Annotated in this window: 17 protein-coding genes; 9 read left to right on the forward strand and 8 right to left on the reverse strand. The window is 38.3% G+C overall.

The window, feature by feature from the left end; translation table 11 throughout:
- From CLV96_RS15815 to CLV96_RS15855, 9 genes are all read left to right on the forward strand, one after another.
- Positions 1-780, forward strand: a complete 780-nt coding sequence (locus tag CLV96_RS15815) for an ATP--guanido phosphotransferase (protein ID WP_004786245.1) — start codon at positions 1-3, stop codon at positions 778-780.
- 61 nt (positions 781-841) lie between these two features.
- On the forward strand, positions 842-3,394 hold the full coding sequence (locus CLV96_RS15820) for an ATP-dependent Clp protease ATP-binding subunit (protein ID WP_004785613.1): 2,553 nt from the start codon (positions 842-844) through the stop codon (positions 3,392-3,394).
- Positions 3,395-3,420: 26 nt separating this feature from the next.
- Positions 3,421-3,855 carry a hypothetical protein gene (locus CLV96_RS15825; protein WP_004785347.1) on the forward strand — a complete coding sequence of 145 codons (435 nt, stop codon included), beginning with the start codon at positions 3,421-3,423 and terminating at the stop codon, positions 3,853-3,855.
- On the forward strand, positions 3,852-4,631 hold the full coding sequence (locus CLV96_RS15830; protein ID WP_004784124.1) for a tetratricopeptide repeat protein: 780 nt from the start codon (positions 3,852-3,854) through the stop codon (positions 4,629-4,631). The genes CLV96_RS15825 and CLV96_RS15830 overlap by 4 nt, the downstream gene beginning before the upstream one ends.
- The gene (gene mtaB / locus CLV96_RS15835) at positions 4,628-5,917 is read left to right on the forward strand and encodes a tRNA (N(6)-L-threonylcarbamoyladenosine(37)-C(2))-methylthiotransferase MtaB (protein WP_081581530.1); all 1,290 of its coding nucleotides are present in this window, start codon (positions 4,628-4,630) and stop codon (positions 5,915-5,917) included. The genes CLV96_RS15830 and mtaB overlap by 4 nt, the downstream gene beginning before the upstream one ends.
- Before the next feature lie 55 nt (positions 5,918-5,972).
- Positions 5,973-6,743, forward strand: coding sequence for an efflux RND transporter periplasmic adaptor subunit (locus tag CLV96_RS15840; protein ID WP_004785954.1), 771 nt, complete (start codon positions 5,973-5,975; stop codon positions 6,741-6,743).
- 1 nt (position 6,744) lies between these two features.
- Entirely contained in the window at positions 6,745-7,998 is a 1,254-nt protein-coding gene (locus CLV96_RS15845; protein ID WP_004785909.1) for an ABC transporter permease, read from the forward strand.
- Positions 7,999-8,667 carry an ABC transporter ATP-binding protein gene (locus CLV96_RS15850; protein WP_004785018.1) on the forward strand — a complete coding sequence of 223 codons (669 nt, stop codon included), beginning with the start codon at positions 7,999-8,001 and terminating at the stop codon, positions 8,665-8,667.
- A gap of 95 nt (positions 8,668-8,762) precedes the next feature.
- On the forward strand, positions 8,763-9,935 hold the full coding sequence (locus CLV96_RS15855) for a trans-sulfuration enzyme family protein (protein ID WP_004786673.1): 1,173 nt from the start codon (positions 8,763-8,765) through the stop codon (positions 9,933-9,935).
- On the opposite strand, the gene CLV96_RS15860 is transcribed toward CLV96_RS15855, so the two are convergent.
- The 8 genes from CLV96_RS15860 to CLV96_RS15900 form a co-directional block, all read right to left on the reverse strand.
- Positions 9,895-11,031, reverse strand: a complete 1,137-nt coding sequence (locus CLV96_RS15860) for a multiheme c-type cytochrome (protein ID WP_004787464.1) — start codon at positions 11,029-11,031, stop codon at positions 9,895-9,897. The genes CLV96_RS15855 and CLV96_RS15860 overlap by 41 nt on opposite strands.
- Positions 11,032-11,136: 105 nt before the next feature.
- Complete coding sequence (locus CLV96_RS15865) at positions 11,137-12,588, reverse strand: rhodanese-like domain-containing protein (RefSeq protein ID WP_004787664.1); 1,452 nt, start codon at positions 12,586-12,588, stop codon at positions 11,137-11,139.
- A gap of 8 nt (positions 12,589-12,596) precedes the next feature.
- Positions 12,597-13,553 (reverse strand): hypothetical protein, encoded by a 957-nt coding sequence (locus CLV96_RS15870; RefSeq protein ID WP_134152043.1) that lies wholly within the window; start codon positions 13,551-13,553, stop codon positions 12,597-12,599.
- Between the two features lie 3 nt (positions 13,554-13,556).
- A complete protein-coding gene (locus CLV96_RS15875; protein ID WP_004786363.1) occupies positions 13,557-13,916 on the reverse strand; it encodes a hypothetical protein in 360 nt (119 codons plus the stop codon).
- A gap of 81 nt (positions 13,917-13,997) precedes the next feature.
- The gene (locus tag CLV96_RS15880) at positions 13,998-15,353 is read right to left on the reverse strand and encodes a hypothetical protein (RefSeq protein WP_004786936.1); all 1,356 of its coding nucleotides are present in this window, start codon (positions 15,351-15,353) and stop codon (positions 13,998-14,000) included.
- A gap of 224 nt (positions 15,354-15,577) precedes the next feature.
- The gene (locus CLV96_RS15885; RefSeq protein ID WP_004784412.1) at positions 15,578-16,189 is read right to left on the reverse strand and encodes a helix-turn-helix domain-containing protein; all 612 of its coding nucleotides are present in this window, start codon (positions 16,187-16,189) and stop codon (positions 15,578-15,580) included.
- Positions 16,173-17,294 carry a hypothetical protein gene (locus CLV96_RS15890; protein ID WP_004785353.1) on the reverse strand — a complete coding sequence of 374 codons (1,122 nt, stop codon included), beginning with the start codon at positions 17,292-17,294 and terminating at the stop codon, positions 16,173-16,175. Before CLV96_RS15890 ends, CLV96_RS15885 begins: the two co-directional genes overlap by 17 nt.
- 209 nt (positions 17,295-17,503) lie before the next feature.
- Positions 17,504-17,980, reverse strand: a complete 477-nt coding sequence (locus CLV96_RS15900; protein ID WP_004786678.1) for a DUF4395 domain-containing protein — start codon at positions 17,978-17,980, stop codon at positions 17,504-17,506.
- Between the last annotated feature and the right edge of the window lie 16 nt (positions 17,981-17,996).

A 17,996-nucleotide genomic window follows, 5' to 3' on the forward strand; every position in this document is an offset into this window, starting at 1 on the left:
ATGCGTTTTTGTCGTTTTTGCGGAACCACAGAAATCCAGTTTCGTAAAAGCGGCAAGTTTGGTTGTGTCCACTGCGTTTCTGTTTTTGAATATCCCAAACCAAATTTCAAAAAATTAATTTCGGAAAAACAAATCCAAACTTTGGAAAACTTTGTAAAAAAAAATACAAAGTATTTAACTCTATTATCTTTAAGAACAAGAATCACAAGAAATCTAAAATCGAAACTTTTTCCTTTTTACGAACCTTCCGATATAGAGATAAAACGAATGTTAGTTGAAAGAAAAATAGATTCATTTCTTTATCCCAATGGGTCTTTACCTACCGAAACACGAGATAAAAATCTGGTTTCTACGATGGGTTTATATTTGGGATCGGAAGACCACCTTCGTTTTGAAAAAATTCTCTCCGGTGAGGAATGGAAACGAGAAATGTTTCGGCCTCATTCGGGAAGCCAAACTCGCCTATTTCGTTTTTTGTTTCAGAAGGAGATTTGGGCGAAACTCCCGGGACTCGGGTTTATTTCGTCCTGTCCGACCAATTTGGGAGCAGGAAGGAGAGATTCGGTCCTACTAGGAGTGGATCCAGAGCTTGCGATTGGGTTTTTTTCAAATTTAAAAACATTGTCTGAATTTGGTATAGAATTTGCTCCTTCCACCGATCATAGACTTAGGAACATCGGAAAAGACCGGGTTCTTGTCGTAAAAATCTCGTGGAAGAACGCCTCCGTGGTTCAAAAACGTCAGTTTTACAAAATTCTTGGTTTACTCGGCTCGTATTAAACCGGTACGGTCATGATGGGAACAAAGAACGTTCGTCTAATTAACAAAGGCAGGGTGCGGCATGTTGGAATTCACAAAAAGAGCAAAAAGAGTCATCAACGAAATCGCCCAAGATGAGGCAAAACGTTTGGGTTCCGATTTTATCGGTCCTGAGCACATTCTACTTGGGCTTCTCCGGGAGGAGGACTCTGTCGCGATCAAGATTCTTACGAATCTAAATATCAATTTAAACGAACTTCGTAAAGAAGTCGAAAAAAGAACTCGTGAGGGTTCGGGTGCCTTGCTTTTGGATGTAAGCCAAGGACAAGACAAATACCAAAAAATGATCGAAGTTTCTAAAGAGGAAGCAAAACGCCTCAAACATAACTATGTTGGAACAGAACACATTCTATTGGCATTATTACGTGATAATAATAATATCGCAGGCGGATCATTATCATCTTTTAGCGTAAATTATAACGTCATTAAATCTGAAATTTTACGACTTCTCGGCGCGCCACCTTCTGGTGCTGTGGGTGGAACAACTGGCACACAAGGGGCAACCCAAGGCCAAACACAACAACAAGCTGCCCCCAGACAAGAAAAGAGTAAAACTCCTATTTTGGATGAGTTTGCAAGGGATCTAACCCAACTGGCTCGTGAGAAAAAATTGGATCCAGTCATTGGTCGTTCCAAAGAAATCGAACGAGTCATCCAAATCCTTTCTCGTAAAACGAAAAACAATCCGGTTCTTGTAGGAGAATCGGGTGTTGGGAAAACGGCCATCGTCGAGGGTCTTGCCCAAGCCGTAATCGAAAAATTGGTCCCTGATCTCCTTTTCGATAAACGAGTGTTATCTCTCGATTTGGCAAGTCTTATTGCAGGAACAAAATATCGTGGTGAATTCGAGGAACGATTGAAAAAAATCATGAAGGAAATCGTTACCTCGCAAAACATCATTATCTTTATTGATGAGTTACACACTCTGATTGGAGCCGGTGCGGCAGAAGGTGCAGTGGATGCAGCAAACATTCTAAAACCAGCTCTTGCCCGTGGGGAGTTACAATGTATCGGTGCCACAACCAATAACGAATATCGTAAATACATCGAAAAAGATTCTGCTTTGGAAAGAAGATTCCAAATGGTAAAGGTTCTAGAACCTTCTGTAGATGATGCGGTTCTCATTCTAGATGGTTTGAAAAAAGCATACGAAGCACACCATAAGGTCCGTTATTCGGAAAAAGCGATCGAACAAGCGGTTAAGTTATCGCACCGTTATATCAACGATCGTTTTTTACCAGACAAAGCCATCGATATCATTGATGAGGCAGGGGCAAAGGCACGTCTTGCCAATTGCCAACGTCCTAATGAAATCAAAGAAATAGAAGAAGAAATCAAAGGTCTTTCTGTTAAAAAAGAAGATTTAGTTCGTAGCCAAGAGTATGAAAAGGCTGCAGCCGTTCGCGATGAAGTGAATCGTAAAAAAGGCCAGTTGGAAGAAAAAACCAAACAATGGCAAGAACGAATGGAAGGGTATGCTGTTTCCATTGAAGAAGAGGACATTCTTTCCGTTGTTAGTCTCTGGACAGGAATCCCTTTGAAAAAAATGGAACAGTCCGAAAATACCAAACTTCTCAATTTGGAAGAGGATATCAAAAATCGTATTGTTGGCCAAACCGATGCCATCGAAAAAGTAGCACGTGCAGTCCGCCGTTCACGCACAGGTCTCAAAAGTGAAAAACGTCCTACTGGTTCGTTTATTTTCCTTGGACCAACCGGTGTGGGAAAAACGGAACTCGCTAAGGCACTCGCAGAACAACTGTTTGGATCAGAGGATAATATGCTCCGCATTGATATGTCGGAATATATGGAACCTCATGCAGTTTCAAGACTCATTGGAGCTCCTCCAGGTTACGTAGGATATGATGATGGTGGTCAACTCACAGAGTTTGTCAGAAGAAAACCCTATAGTTTGGTACTTCTTGATGAAATTGAAAAAGCTCACCATGATCTTTTTAACATCCTGCTTCAAATTATGGAAGAAGGGAATTTAACTGATACGAAGGGTCGTAAGGTAAACTTCCGCGATACGATCATCATCATGACATCGAATATCGCTGCGAAAGAAATTTCGAAAGGTGGGCGATTGGGTTTTGAAGACTTTGCAGACGAAAGAGAAACCTACAAAGCAGAACAAGCTCGTGAACAGTTAAAAAAACATTTTAATCCAGAATTCCTCAACCGTGTGGATGAAGTGGTTTACTTTGCTCCTCTAAAAAAAGAAGAGATTGTAAACATTGTGGATATTATGTTGAAAGACTTTAACAAACGTTTGACTGAAAAGAAAGTGCTTGTGGATCTTTCGCAAACAGCAAAAGAACATTTTGCAACCATTGGATACGACCAAAACTATGGAGCTCGTCCACTGAGACGTGTGTTCCAAAGAGAATTGGAAGATTATATGGCGGTGCAGTCTTTGAAAGGTGTTTATGACAACCCTACAAAGATCCTCGTTGATTTTGCAGAGGGAAAATTAGTGTATTCGGAATCTCCTTGGTCTGATTACAAAGAAATTCCGAAAAAAGACGACGGTTCTTCTCCGAGCACAGAGGAAAAAGATTTGGCTCTCGTCTAGAGAGCCTTTCGGAAAGGCGAACGGAAATGGCTATTCTCATTCCCCTCGTCTTTCTGTTTTCTTATTTTTTCATCCGAAAAATTTGGTTCCAACTCCGGAAAATCCGAACCGTTGGGACGATTGAAAGAATCGAATTGGGATTCATTCGGCCGAATCTCATCCTTCCAGAAGTGAAAGTCTACTATAAATACTACTTCCAGTCAGGCCTATATTTTGGGTCTGGTTATCTCAACCTTTCCGATTTTCTCTTAAACCAGGAATTTCATGTCCATATGGGCCCGGGAGAAATCCCGATTCTTTACACCGCCGATACCGAAATCATCACCGAAGAACATATCGAACATTACTTGCTTTCCAAGGGGGGAAGCGTTTTCCTATACCTGGACCCCATCGAACCTTACCATTCCAGGATTGATTCGGTCAATTTGAACTCCATTACAGTTCCATCGGACCTTTTATGAAACATTTGATTCTCACTTTTTCAGTTACTTGTCTTCTTGTAACATCCCTTCACTCTCAAGGAAAAGAACAAGTAGGTTCAGCTTATTTCCAAGCTGTGGATGAATATAAGGTTAAAAATTATAACAAGTCAATTGAACTTGTAAAAAGTTTACTTACCGATGGCAAATCGTCTTATGAGTTTTACGCACTACTTGCATTTAACTATGATAAGTTGAATGACTTTGAAAATTCTTATAAAAATATGTTGGAAGCAAGGAAACGGAAACCGGACGACGAAGACCTTTTACAAGCAAGTCTTGCAATTTTAACACGTCATAAAAAGTGGAAACCTGCGATCGAACTTGCTGAAAAAACCATTCCTTTGTATCCTCAGAATCCTGAAGTAAGATACTTCTATGCGTTAGCACTTTCAGAAAAAGGTGCATCCAAAACAGCTCTCTCCCAAATCGAAAAAGCAAAGGCAGGAAGCCCTAATGATTTTCGAATGTTAGAGTTGGAAGGAAAAATTTATTATAACCTAAAAAACTATGATAAAGCTGATGTGAGTTTGAGATGGGCATCTTCTTTAAAACAAAATTCTGCTGAAATTTGGAATAACCTTGCTTTGGTTCAAGAATCATTATATAAAACAAATAAAAAGTTGGGAAAAAAATCCCAAGCAAACACTTATTTGGCGGAAGCAAAAGAATGCATCCAAAAGGCTTCTGACCTAAACGGAGAAAGTAATACAATCAAAGAAAACTCTAAACGGATTGTAGCGCTCAGCGACTTGTGAAAATTAAGTTTCATACGCTTGGCTGTCGGTTGAATTTTTTTGAAACCGATGGTATGTACTCTGTATTAAAAGACAAAGGTTTTTCTCTGGCGGAAGCTCAGGAAGAGGCACAGTATATTGTTGTGAATACATGTACGGTGACAAATAAGGCTGATGTAAAAAATCGAAATATTATTCGTAATGCCATCCGAACAAATCCTGGTGCAAAGGTTTATGTGACTGGTTGTTATGCAGAAACTGATAAAGAAATTTTACAAAATATTCCCGGTGTATTCGGAGTTTTTGGAAATTCCGAAAAAAGTGCTCTTCCTTATAAGATTTTAGAAGATTGGGAAGGGAAAGACAGTTATCCCGAGAAAACACTGGATCGTTTTGCTTATTCCGATGTTCTGCCAGAAGGTCATACTCGATCTTATCTAAAAATCCAAGATGGATGCAATCGGAAATGTTCTTATTGTAAAATACCAGCAGCTCGTGGGCTTGGTGTTAGTCGAAATTATAATGATGTTTTGGACCAAGTTCGGTATCTCCAAGATAATGGAGTTGGTGAAATTCAGTTAACGGGTGTTAATTTGGGTTGGTATCGATTGGAGAATGGCGAAAAAGGATTCCTCAATCTTTTGGAAGATATTTTAAAGATTTTAGAATACTCTAGGATTCGCCTTTCATCTATTGAACCACCAGATGTAGGTTCTGGTTTGTTAGACTTAATGAAACATCCACGATTTTGTAAATTTTTGCACGTCCCCATCCAGAGTGGGAGTCGTAAGGTTTTGAAGGATATGCGAAGGACTTATCATCCTGATGCATTTCGAACCAGGATCGAACTTGCCAAAGAAAAGCTACCAAACCTGTTTCTCGGAACCGACGTAATTGTTGGATTTCCATCGGAAACGGAATTAGAGTTTCAAGAAACAAAGGATTTATTGGTCGAACTTGGATTTGCAAAGTTACATGTATTTCCCTATTCTGTTCGAAAGGGAACAACGGCTGAATCGTTTGGTGATCCAATTCCTGGTGATGAAAAAAAACGCAGAGTATTGGATTTGATGTCACTTAGTTCCACTCTTCATACAAAGTATGCAGAGTCTGTCATAGGAAAAACCTATGAAGCCATTCTTGAAAGTGATGGTAGGTTAGTGACTGATAATTATTTGAAAGGTCGATTGGAAAATTCAGAAATTTTTAGCACTCTACAAAAAGGTCAATTCGTTGATGTTAGGTGCTTGGAATACAAACCCGCCAAAGATAAAGAAGGTGAGTTCGTTTTTGGCCTGTCCCTTTAGTTTTTTATAGAAAAAGAATTTTCAAAAACTTTCGATTATTGACTATTAGGTCATCATGGATCGTAAAAAGTTATCTATCGTTGGTTTTATCTTTGTAATGGTTCTAATCGTTACAATTTACCTTTTCCTTAGAAATTCCCAATCCAATCGTTTAAAAATCGAAAGAGGTTCTTTGGTAGAAGCAGTTTATGCTTTAGGAACTGTCAAACCTGTTGAAAGTTTTAGTTTAAAGTTTGGAATTGCTGCTTCCGTTCGAGAAATTTTTGTGGAAGAAGGACAAATGGTCACGAAAGGGCAGGCTCTTCTCACCAACGATTCAGGGATTACTTTTCGATCTCCTTTTACAGGCACCTTGACAAAGTTAAATGTTGCTAAAAACGAAACAGCAATGCCTGGACTTCCTCTTTTAGAAATCCAGAATTTAAAAGAAGTATACATCTCTGTGTCATTGGACCAAGAATCGGCTTTAAGGGTCAAACCTGGCCAAGCAGTCCAACTTAGTTTTGAATCCATTCGTGGAAATGTGTATAAGGGAAAGGTAGAAAGGATTTATCCTTCGAACGGCCAGTTTTTAGTTCGTATTGAGCCACATGAACTTCCGCAGGGGATTTTGCCTGATATGACAACGGATGTTGCGATAGAAGTTTCATCAAAAGAAAATGTCGTTTTAGTTCCGCTAGTTGCCGTGGATAGAGGTAAAATCTATCGTTTTCGAGATGGAAAACGCGATAGAATAGAAATTCGAATTGGAGCAATCAATTCTGAATTTGGAGAACTCATCCAAGGAGATTTAATAGAAGGCGACGAAGTATTGGTTAAAAACTAGTATGTTGTTTCTTGCCATTAGACAAATTCTTTCGAGACCGCAACAATCGATTTTAACATTGATTGGAATCGTTTTGGGCACTGCCGGTTATATTGTATTCTCCGGAATTATGTTAGGGTTCCAGGCCGTCATTACTGACCAACTGGTGAATTCCGATGGGCAAATCAAGATTTCTCCAAAAGATGAACTTATTACGGAAAGAACTTTCGAAGATGTTTTTTTTCAAAACAAAGTGGTTCGTTGGTTATCTCCTCCATCGGGACGGACTGATAATTCTCGTTTAACTAATGTTCTTGGGTGGATGGACAAACTTTCGAATGACCACAGAGTTGTTTCCTTTGCGCCACAGCTAACAAAAGAAGTAATTTTTGTGAATGGTAAATCGACAGCGCCGGCTCGATTCGTCGGGGTTGATCCCAATATCCAACCCAAAGTTACCAATCTGAGTGATTATATTGTAGAAGGGAAACTCTCTGATTTGTCAAGGGGGACTTCTCTTGCCATTATGGGAGAAGGAGTTCTAAATAAACTTGGTGCTAAAATTGGAGATACGATCTCGGTTTATATTCCAGGGACTGATTTGATCCCTGTAAAAATCGTAGGAATTTTAAGCACGGGTAACCGATTGGTTGATGACGTCACAGTATATTCATCCTTATCCTCCGTCCAAAGTATTACCAAATCCAGTGGAGAGGTCTCTCAGATCATTGTAAAAATTAAAGACATTCGATCTGCTGCCTCAATTGCAGAGGATTTTCGCTACTTTAGCAAAGATAAAGTGGAAAGTTGGGACGAAGTGAATGCTAGTATCTTACAGGTATTTAAGACCCAAGATATTGTCAGAAACTCAACAACATTTACAATTATTCTCGTTGTTGCATTCGGGATTTATAATATTCTAAATATGGTTGTGAATCAAAAGAAAAAGGAAGTAGCCATACTTCGTTCTATAGGGTTTGATGAAAAAGATACAATCCAACTTTTTATCTTCCAAGGATTGTTTTTAGGTACACTTGGAGCCATCATCGGAATTTTTGTAGGAATTCTAGGATGTTATTATATTGATGGAATTCCCATTGGAGATCCAAAACAAAATTCCAAAGCCCTGATGAAAACGATGATGATTTCATGGGACTGGATGATTTATGTAAAGGGTTTTTCCATCGCAGTCCTTAGTGCGTCAATTGCCAGTTATATACCGGCTCGTATGGCAAGTCGTCTTTCTCCTGTAGATATCATCCGAGGGGCAACGTAAATGTTAGGAATCGAAGCCAAACATATTTTTAAATCTTTTGGAGAACCACCTCAAGATGTATTGAAGGATGTATCGCTTGAAATTGCAGTTGGCGATTTTGTAGCACTGACTGGAAAATCTGGATCTGGAAAATCAACCTTACTTTATATTGTGAGTGGTCTTGACAACCCCACCAGTGGTGATGTTAAACTGAATGGCAATTCTCTTGTGGGAATGGGAAGTAAAGAAATTCATACCCTAAGAAATTTATCGATTGGATTTGTTTTTCAATTTCATTACTTACTTCCTGAGCTCACTGGACTTGAGAACATCACTATGCCTGCGAGAAAAACTGGATCACATAAATTGATGGAAGAGTATGCTTTACATTTGATGGAAAGTTTTTCCGTATTACACTGTAAAGATAAATTTCCAAGCCAAATGTCTGGGGGAGAAGGACAAAGGGTTGCCATCGCACGCGCCCTTGTCCAAAAACCAAAGTTTCTTTTTGCAGATGAACCTACAGGAAATTTAGATACAACTAACGGAGATAAGGTGATGGAGATATTTAAACGTATCAACAAAGTTGATGGGACCACCATTTTATTTGTCACTCATGATCCCGATTATGCAGGCCTTGCTAGCCGTCGTGTCCATATGATTGACGGTAAAATTGCAGAAATTTCTTAAAATATCCGCTATATTAGTTTATTTCCGATTTTATAGCAGATATTTTCTAAAAAAAATGATGTTTTCGAGCGTTCATCACCAAACTTGGTAGAAGTATGTTTGAACACTTCGAGACTGACGCCATCCGCATCCAAACCAAACGAACCGGGGAAAAAGAACATTCCACCCCGTTATTTCTAACTTCCAGTTTTGTTTTTGATGATGCAGAACATGCAAGGGCTCTGTTTGCAGAAGAAGTGACCGGCAATCAATACACAAGATTTTCTAATCCGAACACAACCGAGTTAATTGATAAATTATGTTCTTTGGAACATACTGAAGACGGGATTGCTACTGCTTCAGGAATGTCTGCTGTTTTTACTTCTGTGTTTGGGCTGGTTAAGTCGGGGGATCATATTGTATCGGCTCGTGCTATTTTTGGATCTACCCATCAGATTTTTGCAAACATTTTGCCCCGATTCGGAGTAACAACTACTTATGTTGATATCAACAAACCTGAGTTATGGGAAACTGCTTTCCAAGAAAATACTAAAATTGTCTATATTGAAACACCTTCCAATCCAGGACTTGATATCGTAGATTTGGCATGGGTTGCAGAGCTATGTAAAAAGAAAAAAACAATTCTCATAGTTGATAATTGTTTTTGTTCTCCTTATATCCAAAGGCCTGCTGACTTTGGTGCAGATATCGTCATTCACTCGGCCACTAAATATTTGGATGGTCAGGGAAGGGTGATCGCTGGTATCATCTTAGGTAAAAAAGAATACATCCAACCGATTCGCTATATGGCTCGTAATACTGGTCCATCCTTATCCCCAATGAATGCATGGATTATTTCGAAAAGTTTAGAAACGCTTGCAGTGCGTATGGATAGACATTCCGAAAATGCCATGAAATTAGCAGAATTTTTAGAACAATCGTCTGATGTGGAATTAGTTCGGTATCCTTTTTTGCCGAATGATCCTGGTTATGCGATCGCAAAAAAACAAATGAAATCTGGTGGTGGAATCGTTTCCTTTGTGATCAAAGGGGGAGTCGAAAGAGCAAGGAAATTTTTAGATTCTTTAAAATGGTTTTCCCTCACTGCTAATTTGGGTGATACAAGAACCACAGTGACTCATCCAACTTCAACAACCCATTCAAAATTAACAGAAGCTGAGAGACAAGCGGTTGGAATTTTACCAGGACTCATTCGTGTGTCTGTTGGTTTGGAGCATATTGACGATATCATTGCGGAAGTGAAGCAGGCACTCTCCAATTCAAAGTAAATAGAAGATAACGAGAGTTCTTTTTTTCTGATAAGGACTCTTCCAACATCTTTTTAGTTTGTTTGGAGATGATATTAGATTTTGTGGATAACTGCTCTTCAAAACTCCGAACATACTGTTCATCAGGATCAACTTCAATCTCCCAAAGGAATTCTTGAATTTCATCTTTTGGTTTATAATTAAACTGAACTAGTAGAATTCCATTTGGTTTGATCCTTGTATCATAGTATTCTTCATTCAAATTGGTATTCACATACCTGCCCACAATCGACTCATCCAAAAGGATTCGATTGTTTTCGATTGTGATAGCATAAAAACGTAAATAGATCTTCGGAACTACATAAGTAGGGAACATATGGCCGACTCTGATTGATTTGATTTCGGCTTTGATTGAATAAAGTCCTCCTTGTTCTTTGATTTGCCAACTTGGAGAAATTGAGTTTTGAACAAAGGTCTTGTCGTGAATCCCTTTCCAGGAATGTTCCCGGTTTGGCATATGGCAGTTTTGGCATTCTACTCCTTGTTTTGCAAAAGGGCTTTTTTCCCACTCGGAATACACTTCCATCAGTTTTTTTCCGTTAAGTCTCACTCCCTCTTCTTTACTTTCATGGCAAGATCTGCAAAACTTTGATGATTCAAAATCTTCTTTCACTATATATCCGTTATGTGGGAATATTTTATTCGGATTGTCTTTGTTTGTTTCTGTATTTGTTTTTGAAGGTGGTCCAAATCGAATTTGTTTTCGAATATGGCATGAAGCACATATTATGGATGGGTTTGTGATTCCATTGGGAAAATTATGAGATTTAGAATTGAGGATTTCTGGAGTTTGATATTCAGTTGATAGTTCGGATTTGGTTTCCGGGAGAGGCGAGTGGCAGTTGAAGCAAGATTTATATTCTTCAGGTGTTAAAACTTCTTTCTGCCATAAAAAACCTTTGCCAATTGATTTTGCATGAAAACTTTTTTTCCAGTTTTGGAATTGTTCCGTATGGCAAGTGGCACAAGCATTTGGATCCAAACTCTTTTCTAATGAAGAAAAATGTGAAGGAGGGATCCCTTGTGGTTGGATGGGATGAATCCAGTGGGACTCCATAAAATTTGAGTCAGAACAACTTACGAACATTGAGACCAAAAATAAAATGTTCGTAAGTTGAAAGTTTAGAAATCGCATACCTAATCGTAAACTATACGAAAAGGATTATCCTCCGCAAGCATTTCCACCACCACCGGATGGAGCACCTCCGCCTCCGCCCGAAGATCCACCAGAAGAAGATCCTCGTAAAAAGGCTTTGTCTTCTGTTCGGAGTTTGTTTGCTGTTTTCGAATATTGTCTTGAAATATCGAGTTGGTAATTGGGAACATTGTTGTCGGCATTTGCGGTATTACTTTCGGAAAGAGTAGCGATGTCGGTTCTCCAATAAGAAGCAGGTTGTGTGATGGCACTTGGGCTTGATCCGGAAGATGGAGTTCGAAGTCCAAGTGCACCGAATTGTTTCCATCCTCCTTCATACAATCTTGTTGGTTTACCAAGAATTTGGTGTAATACAAACCAAACAAGGGACCCTTTACTTGCATCTTCTCCATAAACGTAGATTTGTTTGTTTGTTGGATATCCTGTATTGTTTAAATAGGTTTGAAGCTGCACAAAGGATTTAAATTGGAATGTAGTCCCATCATACAAATCGGTAGGAACTAAATTTGTTGAAGATTTAACTCTTCCTTCATATGTCACTACGCAAGTATTCGTAACAAAGGTTGAATTTGTTTTGGCTGTGCAATTGGCATATTTTGATCCGGAAGCAGTTGAATTTGTTGCCCCAGTAAAGGATGCATTTGGTCTACCATCAATTAGGAAAAAACCTTCCGATGGTATTGGATCTACCTCTTCCAAATTTGTGTTCCCATTTTTAATCGCATGAATTAAATCTCCGATTGTAAGTTGCAAAACAGTTTGGTCTCGAAAAAGAGTTTTGATACTTCCTGCTCGATTGCTATTCACATAAGAATAGGATGGTGTTGTAAATATACTATTAGCAGCTGTTAAATCAGCAATGGAACCATTTAAGATAGCTAACCTTTCTTTTGGGAATCCCCAATACAGTAGGGAATAATAAGCAAAAGTTGCAGAGGAAAGATTGGTCAGTGAAGACGTATCCTGTGCAAATACAACGTAATCAATGGCAGGATCAATTCCGTAAATGGCAAAAAAATCAGATATTTTTTTCCCTTTAGGTACAACTCCATCAATATTTAAAACTCCATCATCTCTTGTATCCGTTAGCAAATCAGGTAAATTTGCAATGGGATAGGCAAAACTTTGTTTTCCATCAAAGAAGACATAGCGACCGCTTGTCACACCAGAGGTTTGGATCTGAAAAACAATTAAATTTCCAGATACTCCAACAGGTCGATTGTTACTCCAGTTAGATAAAAAACGAGAGAACTTGGTTGAAGTAATGAGTCCACTTTCATTTAAGTTATAATCAGAATTGGATAATGTTGCCAGTTCTCCAGGTGAATAAACACGAAATAAAAAAGGAGTTAGGTCTAGTTTCATACTCTGTGGTAAAAACAGATATTCCGGCAGACCTTTGCAACCTAGGATATGGATGATTAAAACAGTGAATATAGTTAAGTATTTAAGTTTCATAGATAACCTCAGAGATTGTATGGAAGTGTCGCAGCAAAACCGACAGTTTTAAGTCTAGCTGTGTTATAGCCAGCGATTGTTTCCGAATAAAATAGAATATAGAAATTTCCAAAACTGTCTGAATAACTCAAACCAACTTCAGCATTATGAAAATCTTCCTTTCTCCCCCAAGCTGGCCGTTCATTTTGTACATAAAGATCATATGGGTTGATTCCATAGATCGATGGTTGCGGATATCGAACCATATTCAATGGAGGCTGTTGTCTTGGATCGGCATAAGCATATCCTCCTTGTCCAACTTGGCCGCGGAGTCCTACCGTTAAAAAGAGAGATTCAAAAAATCGTTTATAAATAGCTGAATAGTAAAGAATGTCATCTGGAACAGGATTTTCACGTTTACGATAGGAAAATTCACCTAAAGAACCAAGTCCCCAAACTCCAAAATCTTTTGCTAAATATAGGTTTACCTCACCGCCACTTGCACCATCTCCAAGTGATTGTGGATTACGATCATAATCTCCTCGTTTAATTCCTCCAACACGAATAGAAATTGTGGGCATCCATCTATATTTCGAATCAAACTCGTCGAGGATTTTGTAACGAATACCGAATCTTGTATCCATAAAGCCATATTTATCTGGAACATCTGGGGTTTGTTGTAAACCTAAGTATCTGTTAAAAACTCTATGCCTTCCTAACTTACCAAATCCTAAAGTTAAATCTGCCGTTAGTCGATCAGTGATCCCGTATTCTAAAGCTAAGTTTGCAACCGATAAACGAACGTTATCGTCGTATTTGGCTTTCTGTCCGGCTAAAAATGCGCTGTCGTATTCGGAATGAATAAATACGGGGCGTACCCAAAGTTGTCTTTCATAGGGAGCCCAGGCTTGTTGTGAGTAGATGCTTGAGCTTACAAAAAAAGTAACGAATAAAAATGATTTTATATATTTATAGTAGGGTTTCATGTTTTATTCCTTCTTTTTGTCTGGAAATTTAACATTAAACCGAATTTGGATGAAATATTCTAGTGCTTGGAGTTGCTCTTCTGTCAATTTCCCAGCAAAGTCAGGGAGATTAACTCGTCTCTTTTCTGTATTTGGTAGACTACCTTGTAAGTATTCTAGACGCTCTTCTTGATCAACTAACTTAACATTCGTCTGTTTTTCTAAAGTGATGTCTTGGTTGTAGACCGCTTTTCCTAGATGGTATTTCTCTCTATCTTGGCCTTGTGGAATGTTTGCAATCCCACCGCCGCCAATTCCGCCGGATGCACTTAATGATGTAATGAGCGTTAATTGAATTAATATAAGCTTTGATAAGTTCTTCATATAACTTTCCCTGTTGTAACGATTTATTTATTTATTTTTTAGAGGGATGTTGGAACATCCCTCTAAACTTTTTAGTATCTTTTAGCGTTTGTATGCTTTGTCTTCTTCAACAATCTTTCTGGAAGTTGTTGCGAAAGTATTTAGATTTGTAGGAAGACTTGGGTCAACATCTCCAGCTACGTTATAAGTAATCACTTCAGATAATTCAGGTACATCTGTCCGGAAAGGAGAATCTGACGGTAATTTTGGCGCAGGTCCTCCGCCAGTCAGGCTACCCCATTCAATCCAACTTCCATCATAGTAGGTAGAAGGATATCCCAGGATGGCTACGTAAGAAAATCCGGTCACCTGTGATCTGTTATTTGTTCGGCAAAGTTGAATAGCGGTTTGTCCTGCTTGGTATCCTTTGCCAGCATAATATGCTTTTAGAGTAGCTTTTGGCAAAAAACGGAATTCTGTGTCGAGTAAATCAGTCCACTTTACTTCTTTTGCACCTTTAATTCTTCCTTCAAAACCAACATATTTTCCTGCAACTTCAGAAGCTGTACTTTTAATCACACCGTTGTATTCATTGCTTGTTCCTGATGATGATCGTGCATCAGAAATAAATACGCTAGAAGTAAGGCCGGCAACAGTAACGTTGTTTGGATCTTTGACCGCTTTAATGACATCTTCCAAAGGTAACATAAGAATTGTGTTGTCTACTCTTAGTGACCGAACTGAATAACGATTTGTGAAACCAGGAGGTGTATTTGTAGTAGAGCTGAAAGGAACAAAATTTCCATCAGTGACAGCAAGTCGAGGTAGTGTTCCATTGAGAAACGCTAAGTTTTTGGCATCAAATCCCCAATAACGGAAAGTATAAAATCCTCTGAGAGTTCCTTGTACATGGCTATTGGCATTAGCAGAAGAAACAAAAACAACTAAGTCATTGATTGGATCGATTCCATAACGATTCAAAATCGAATCAACTTTTGTTCCGTTTGCAATGATGGAAACCGTATCGCTAAGTCCACTATTTCTTTTTTGACTAAATCCATCGCCGCCATCAAGGGCACTTGCTCCATCAGCAAATGTAAAACTATAGACAACAACATCGTTTCCATTTCCTGCTATGTATTCTTTTCCGACTGTGGCACTTGCACCATTTTGTAAAATGACCAATTTGCCATTGATACCAGCAGGCTTTGTTCCCGCCCAATTGTTCACCCATTTACCTAAAGTAGATGGAGTGATGAGACCATACTCATTGAGATTGTAATCATCGTTAGATTCTTTGGCTAATTCTGCTGCGCTGTTGACCTTAATTCCAGAAGAAAGGGCAAGTGCTGCTAGAAGTAAACTTTCGGTATCGTTATTCTTATTTGCTCCACCGCAGGCTCCGATGAACCCCGCGGTAATAAGAGCAATCAGTTTGGAAACTAGATTGGTTTTCATTTGTAAATCCTTAGATTGAATTCCCGTTTTTCCTCTGTAGGGGTTGCACCAGAGCCAAAAACAAGGTAAGGTCAGTCTGAAAAAGGGAGAGAAAACCAAAAACAGATAATCTTATATATTGAACATAAAATCCTATATAACGCACAAAATATTCTCGGGATGTCCATTCTTTTGGTCCCTCTCCTTATGAAGAGGACGGAGGTGCATCAATAGGATCTTATTTTTTACCTTACCTTTTTTGAAGCGATCCAAAGGAATTTGGATTCTACTGGGGATTCATTTTCAATTGATTCCAATTCCGAAATTGGGAAAAAAGCACTATCAGATGTTTCCAAAAATAACTCTTTTGTTTTTAGTTTAATTTTGGATTGTCCGCTTACTTGGTAGACTTTGATATCAAAAGCTGTTGGCAAATGTCCGAATTGAGTGACTTTCCCGGTTGCCAGTTTCCACTCGACGATACTTAAACGATCCCGTTCCTCTTGGTAAAAAATACGGGATTCGGCTGTATTTTTGGGTGAAATCCAACGTCTTCCTTCGGTTGCCCCGATAAACCGAGGCGATTGTGCAAACAAATCAGGAATCATTTCTCCAATCGGAATCCGGAGTGATTTTGATAATTTCCATAAAATACCGATGCTGGGTGTGGTTTTGCCTGATTCAATGAGTCCGAGCATTCCCCGGCTTACGGTTGATAGCTGAGAAAGTTTTTCCATTGATAACCCTAACTCAAGCCTTCTCCGTTTTAAGGTTTCTCCGAGAACAACCGTCAAAACTTCATCTACATTTCTATCGTTTTCTGTTGAGGCCGAAAAACTTTCAATTTCTGTTTCCATACCCAATACTTCCCTTTGGGGCTATGTTTGATATATTGGATAGTTTGTAAAGTAAAATGAATATTTGTTTGGAATACCAGGAAAGACATAAAACGGAAAAGAGGGCTTCTACAAGGAGAATTGGGTCCGGGATTTCATAGAAGTAGGTAAATTCTTGTCCCAATCGAACTTTGGTAAGGTAAGATAGCTGCGGAACTGAAACCAAAATCCAAGGAATGATAGATGGAAAGGGAGAAATCAGAAGTAACGGGACCAGGGCCAAAAAATACCAAGGATTGGATACGGGAAGTAAGGATAGAAATAGATAACTGTATACAAAATATAGATTGTAACGAATGAAAAATCTTCTGAACTTTTGAATTCGATTTTGTTTCTCTAAAGAGAGAAATACATACACGGTCATCGTAATGTAGTGAATCAAAAAAGGAAAAACTTTTAGATCTATTACTCCAAATAGTCTCCAGAAAGGTTCATAAAATTGATTGAATTTAAAATTTGCACCAAATTTAAGTAAGTTGGTTGTTCCAAAATCGATTGTGTTTGGAAAAAGTAGATAGTAGATAAAAAAGAAAATAAAAAATCCAAGACAAAATGAAAGGGCATTTGAAATCCAAGGGATAACCTGGGTTTTCCAATTTTGTAGTTCCATTGTAGTGATTAAATAAAAAGAATAAAATAACGAAAATATTTTAATATGGAACCCTAGACCCAAGAGGAAACTTGCTAGTATTCTTTTTTTATCTCTTATAAATCGAAAGGAAACAAAAGCCAGAGATAAAACTAAAATTTCAAAATGAAAATTTAAATAAACTTCTTTGATAAGAATTGGAAAGCTCCAATAGAGTAGCAGTTGTTTGTTGATTTTTTTTTTGGAAAAAAAAAGAATACTGGCTGTTTCAAGAATGAGATAGCTGAGTTTAAGAAAAATCCCGGAAAAACCAGGGGAAAATAAGGCAAAAAAGAGCAGAACAAAAGGACTATAGATGGTTGTCCAATCAGGATGATTGATTTGTGATAAAATTTCTATTTCTGTTTCCGATATGTTTTGTTTTAGAAAATAGGCAGAAGGTGCGATTTGGTAGGGAGATTCTCCGTTGCGAATCAAATTCCCTTCCCACAAGTATCTTGACCAATCGTCTTCCCAAATGGGTGGTAAAAAAATACAAAGAATTCTAATTCCAAATCCTAATATAAAAATTAATAGAGAATATTTTTTAAAAAAAGTTTTAGGTAAGGTAACCATCCTCAAAAAGAGTATGGTTACCAGAAAAAAAAAGGAGAAAAAAATCATCGTAACACAGTTCTACTACAAACCTATTTATTGAAGTTTAGGTTGTTGCATCGTTCACAAATTTCTTCTGGAATGATTCCCAGTTTCATGAGTAAACCAAAGGCAAAACAACCAGCACACCATCCTAAAAAAGATTCAAGTGAAGCGAAAAAAACAAGTGTAGCCAGAGTGATTTGGTAAGCGAATGAATAACCCAAAGTAAAGAAAATGATTGCACTCAAACTAAAGACAAATCCAACCAACTGAGCAAATCGTTTTGGTGGCCCTGCCACTCCAACAAAAGAAATTCCAAGCCAAGGCACTAAATACCGAGAGGTAAAAAAAGCAAATGGTTCAAACTTTGGTCCATAACTCAATCGTAGAGTAAATCCAATGAAAAGAAGTCCGAGCACATAGGCATTCGGAAATAAAATAGCGGTTACACCAAGGAACACGACTGTTGAAGCAACAATTCTTGTGACATTTTCATTGACCACATCCGGATAATATCCAATTTTCATATTGCCCTCCATTTGC

The sequence above is a fragment of the Leptospira meyeri genome (genome assembly GCF_004368965.1).
Classification (GTDB): Bacteria; Spirochaetota; Leptospiria; order Leptospirales; family Leptospiraceae; genus Leptospira_A; species Leptospira_A meyeri.

Excerpts from the sequence above, each read along its gene's own strand:
- CLV96_RS15815 (WP_004786245.1), top strand. The coding sequence starts at position 1 with ATGCGTTTTTGTCGTTTTTGCGGAACCACAGAAATCCAGTTTCGTAAA.
- CLV96_RS15820 (WP_004785613.1), top strand. The coding sequence starts at position 842 with ATGTTGGAATTCACAAAAAGAGCAAAAAGAGTCATCAACGAAATCGCC.
- CLV96_RS15825 (WP_004785347.1), top strand. The coding sequence starts at position 3,421 with ATGGCTATTCTCATTCCCCTCGTCTTTCTGTTTTCTTATTTTTTCATC.
- CLV96_RS15830 (WP_004784124.1), top strand. The coding sequence starts at position 3,852 with ATGAAACATTTGATTCTCACTTTTTCAGTTACTTGTCTTCTTGTAACA.
- CLV96_RS15840 (WP_004785954.1), top strand. The coding sequence starts at position 5,973 with ATGGATCGTAAAAAGTTATCTATCGTTGGTTTTATCTTTGTAATGGTT.
- CLV96_RS15845 (WP_004785909.1), top strand. The coding sequence starts at position 6,745 with ATGTTGTTTCTTGCCATTAGACAAATTCTTTCGAGACCGCAACAATCG.
- CLV96_RS15850 (WP_004785018.1), top strand. The coding sequence starts at position 7,999 with ATGTTAGGAATCGAAGCCAAACATATTTTTAAATCTTTTGGAGAACCA.
- CLV96_RS15855 (WP_004786673.1), top strand. The coding sequence starts at position 8,763 with ATGTTTGAACACTTCGAGACTGACGCCATCCGCATCCAAACCAAACGA.
- CLV96_RS15860 (WP_004787464.1), bottom strand. The coding sequence starts at position 11,031 with ATGGAGTCCCACTGGATTCATCCCATCCAACCACAAGGGATCCCTCCT.
- CLV96_RS15865 (WP_004787664.1), bottom strand. The coding sequence starts at position 12,588 with ATGAAACTTAAATACTTAACTATATTCACTGTTTTAATCATCCATATC.
- CLV96_RS15870 (WP_134152043.1), bottom strand. The coding sequence starts at position 13,553 with ATGAAACCCTACTATAAATATATAAAATCATTTTTATTCGTTACTTTT.
- CLV96_RS15875 (WP_004786363.1), bottom strand. The coding sequence starts at position 13,916 with ATGAAGAACTTATCAAAGCTTATATTAATTCAATTAACGCTCATTACA.
- CLV96_RS15880 (WP_004786936.1), bottom strand. The coding sequence starts at position 15,353 with ATGAAAACCAATCTAGTTTCCAAACTGATTGCTCTTATTACCGCGGGG.
- CLV96_RS15885 (WP_004784412.1), bottom strand. The coding sequence starts at position 16,189 with ATGGAAACAGAAATTGAAAGTTTTTCGGCCTCAACAGAAAACGATAGA.
- CLV96_RS15900 (WP_004786678.1), bottom strand. The coding sequence starts at position 17,980 with ATGAAAATTGGATATTATCCGGATGTGGTCAATGAAAATGTCACAAGA.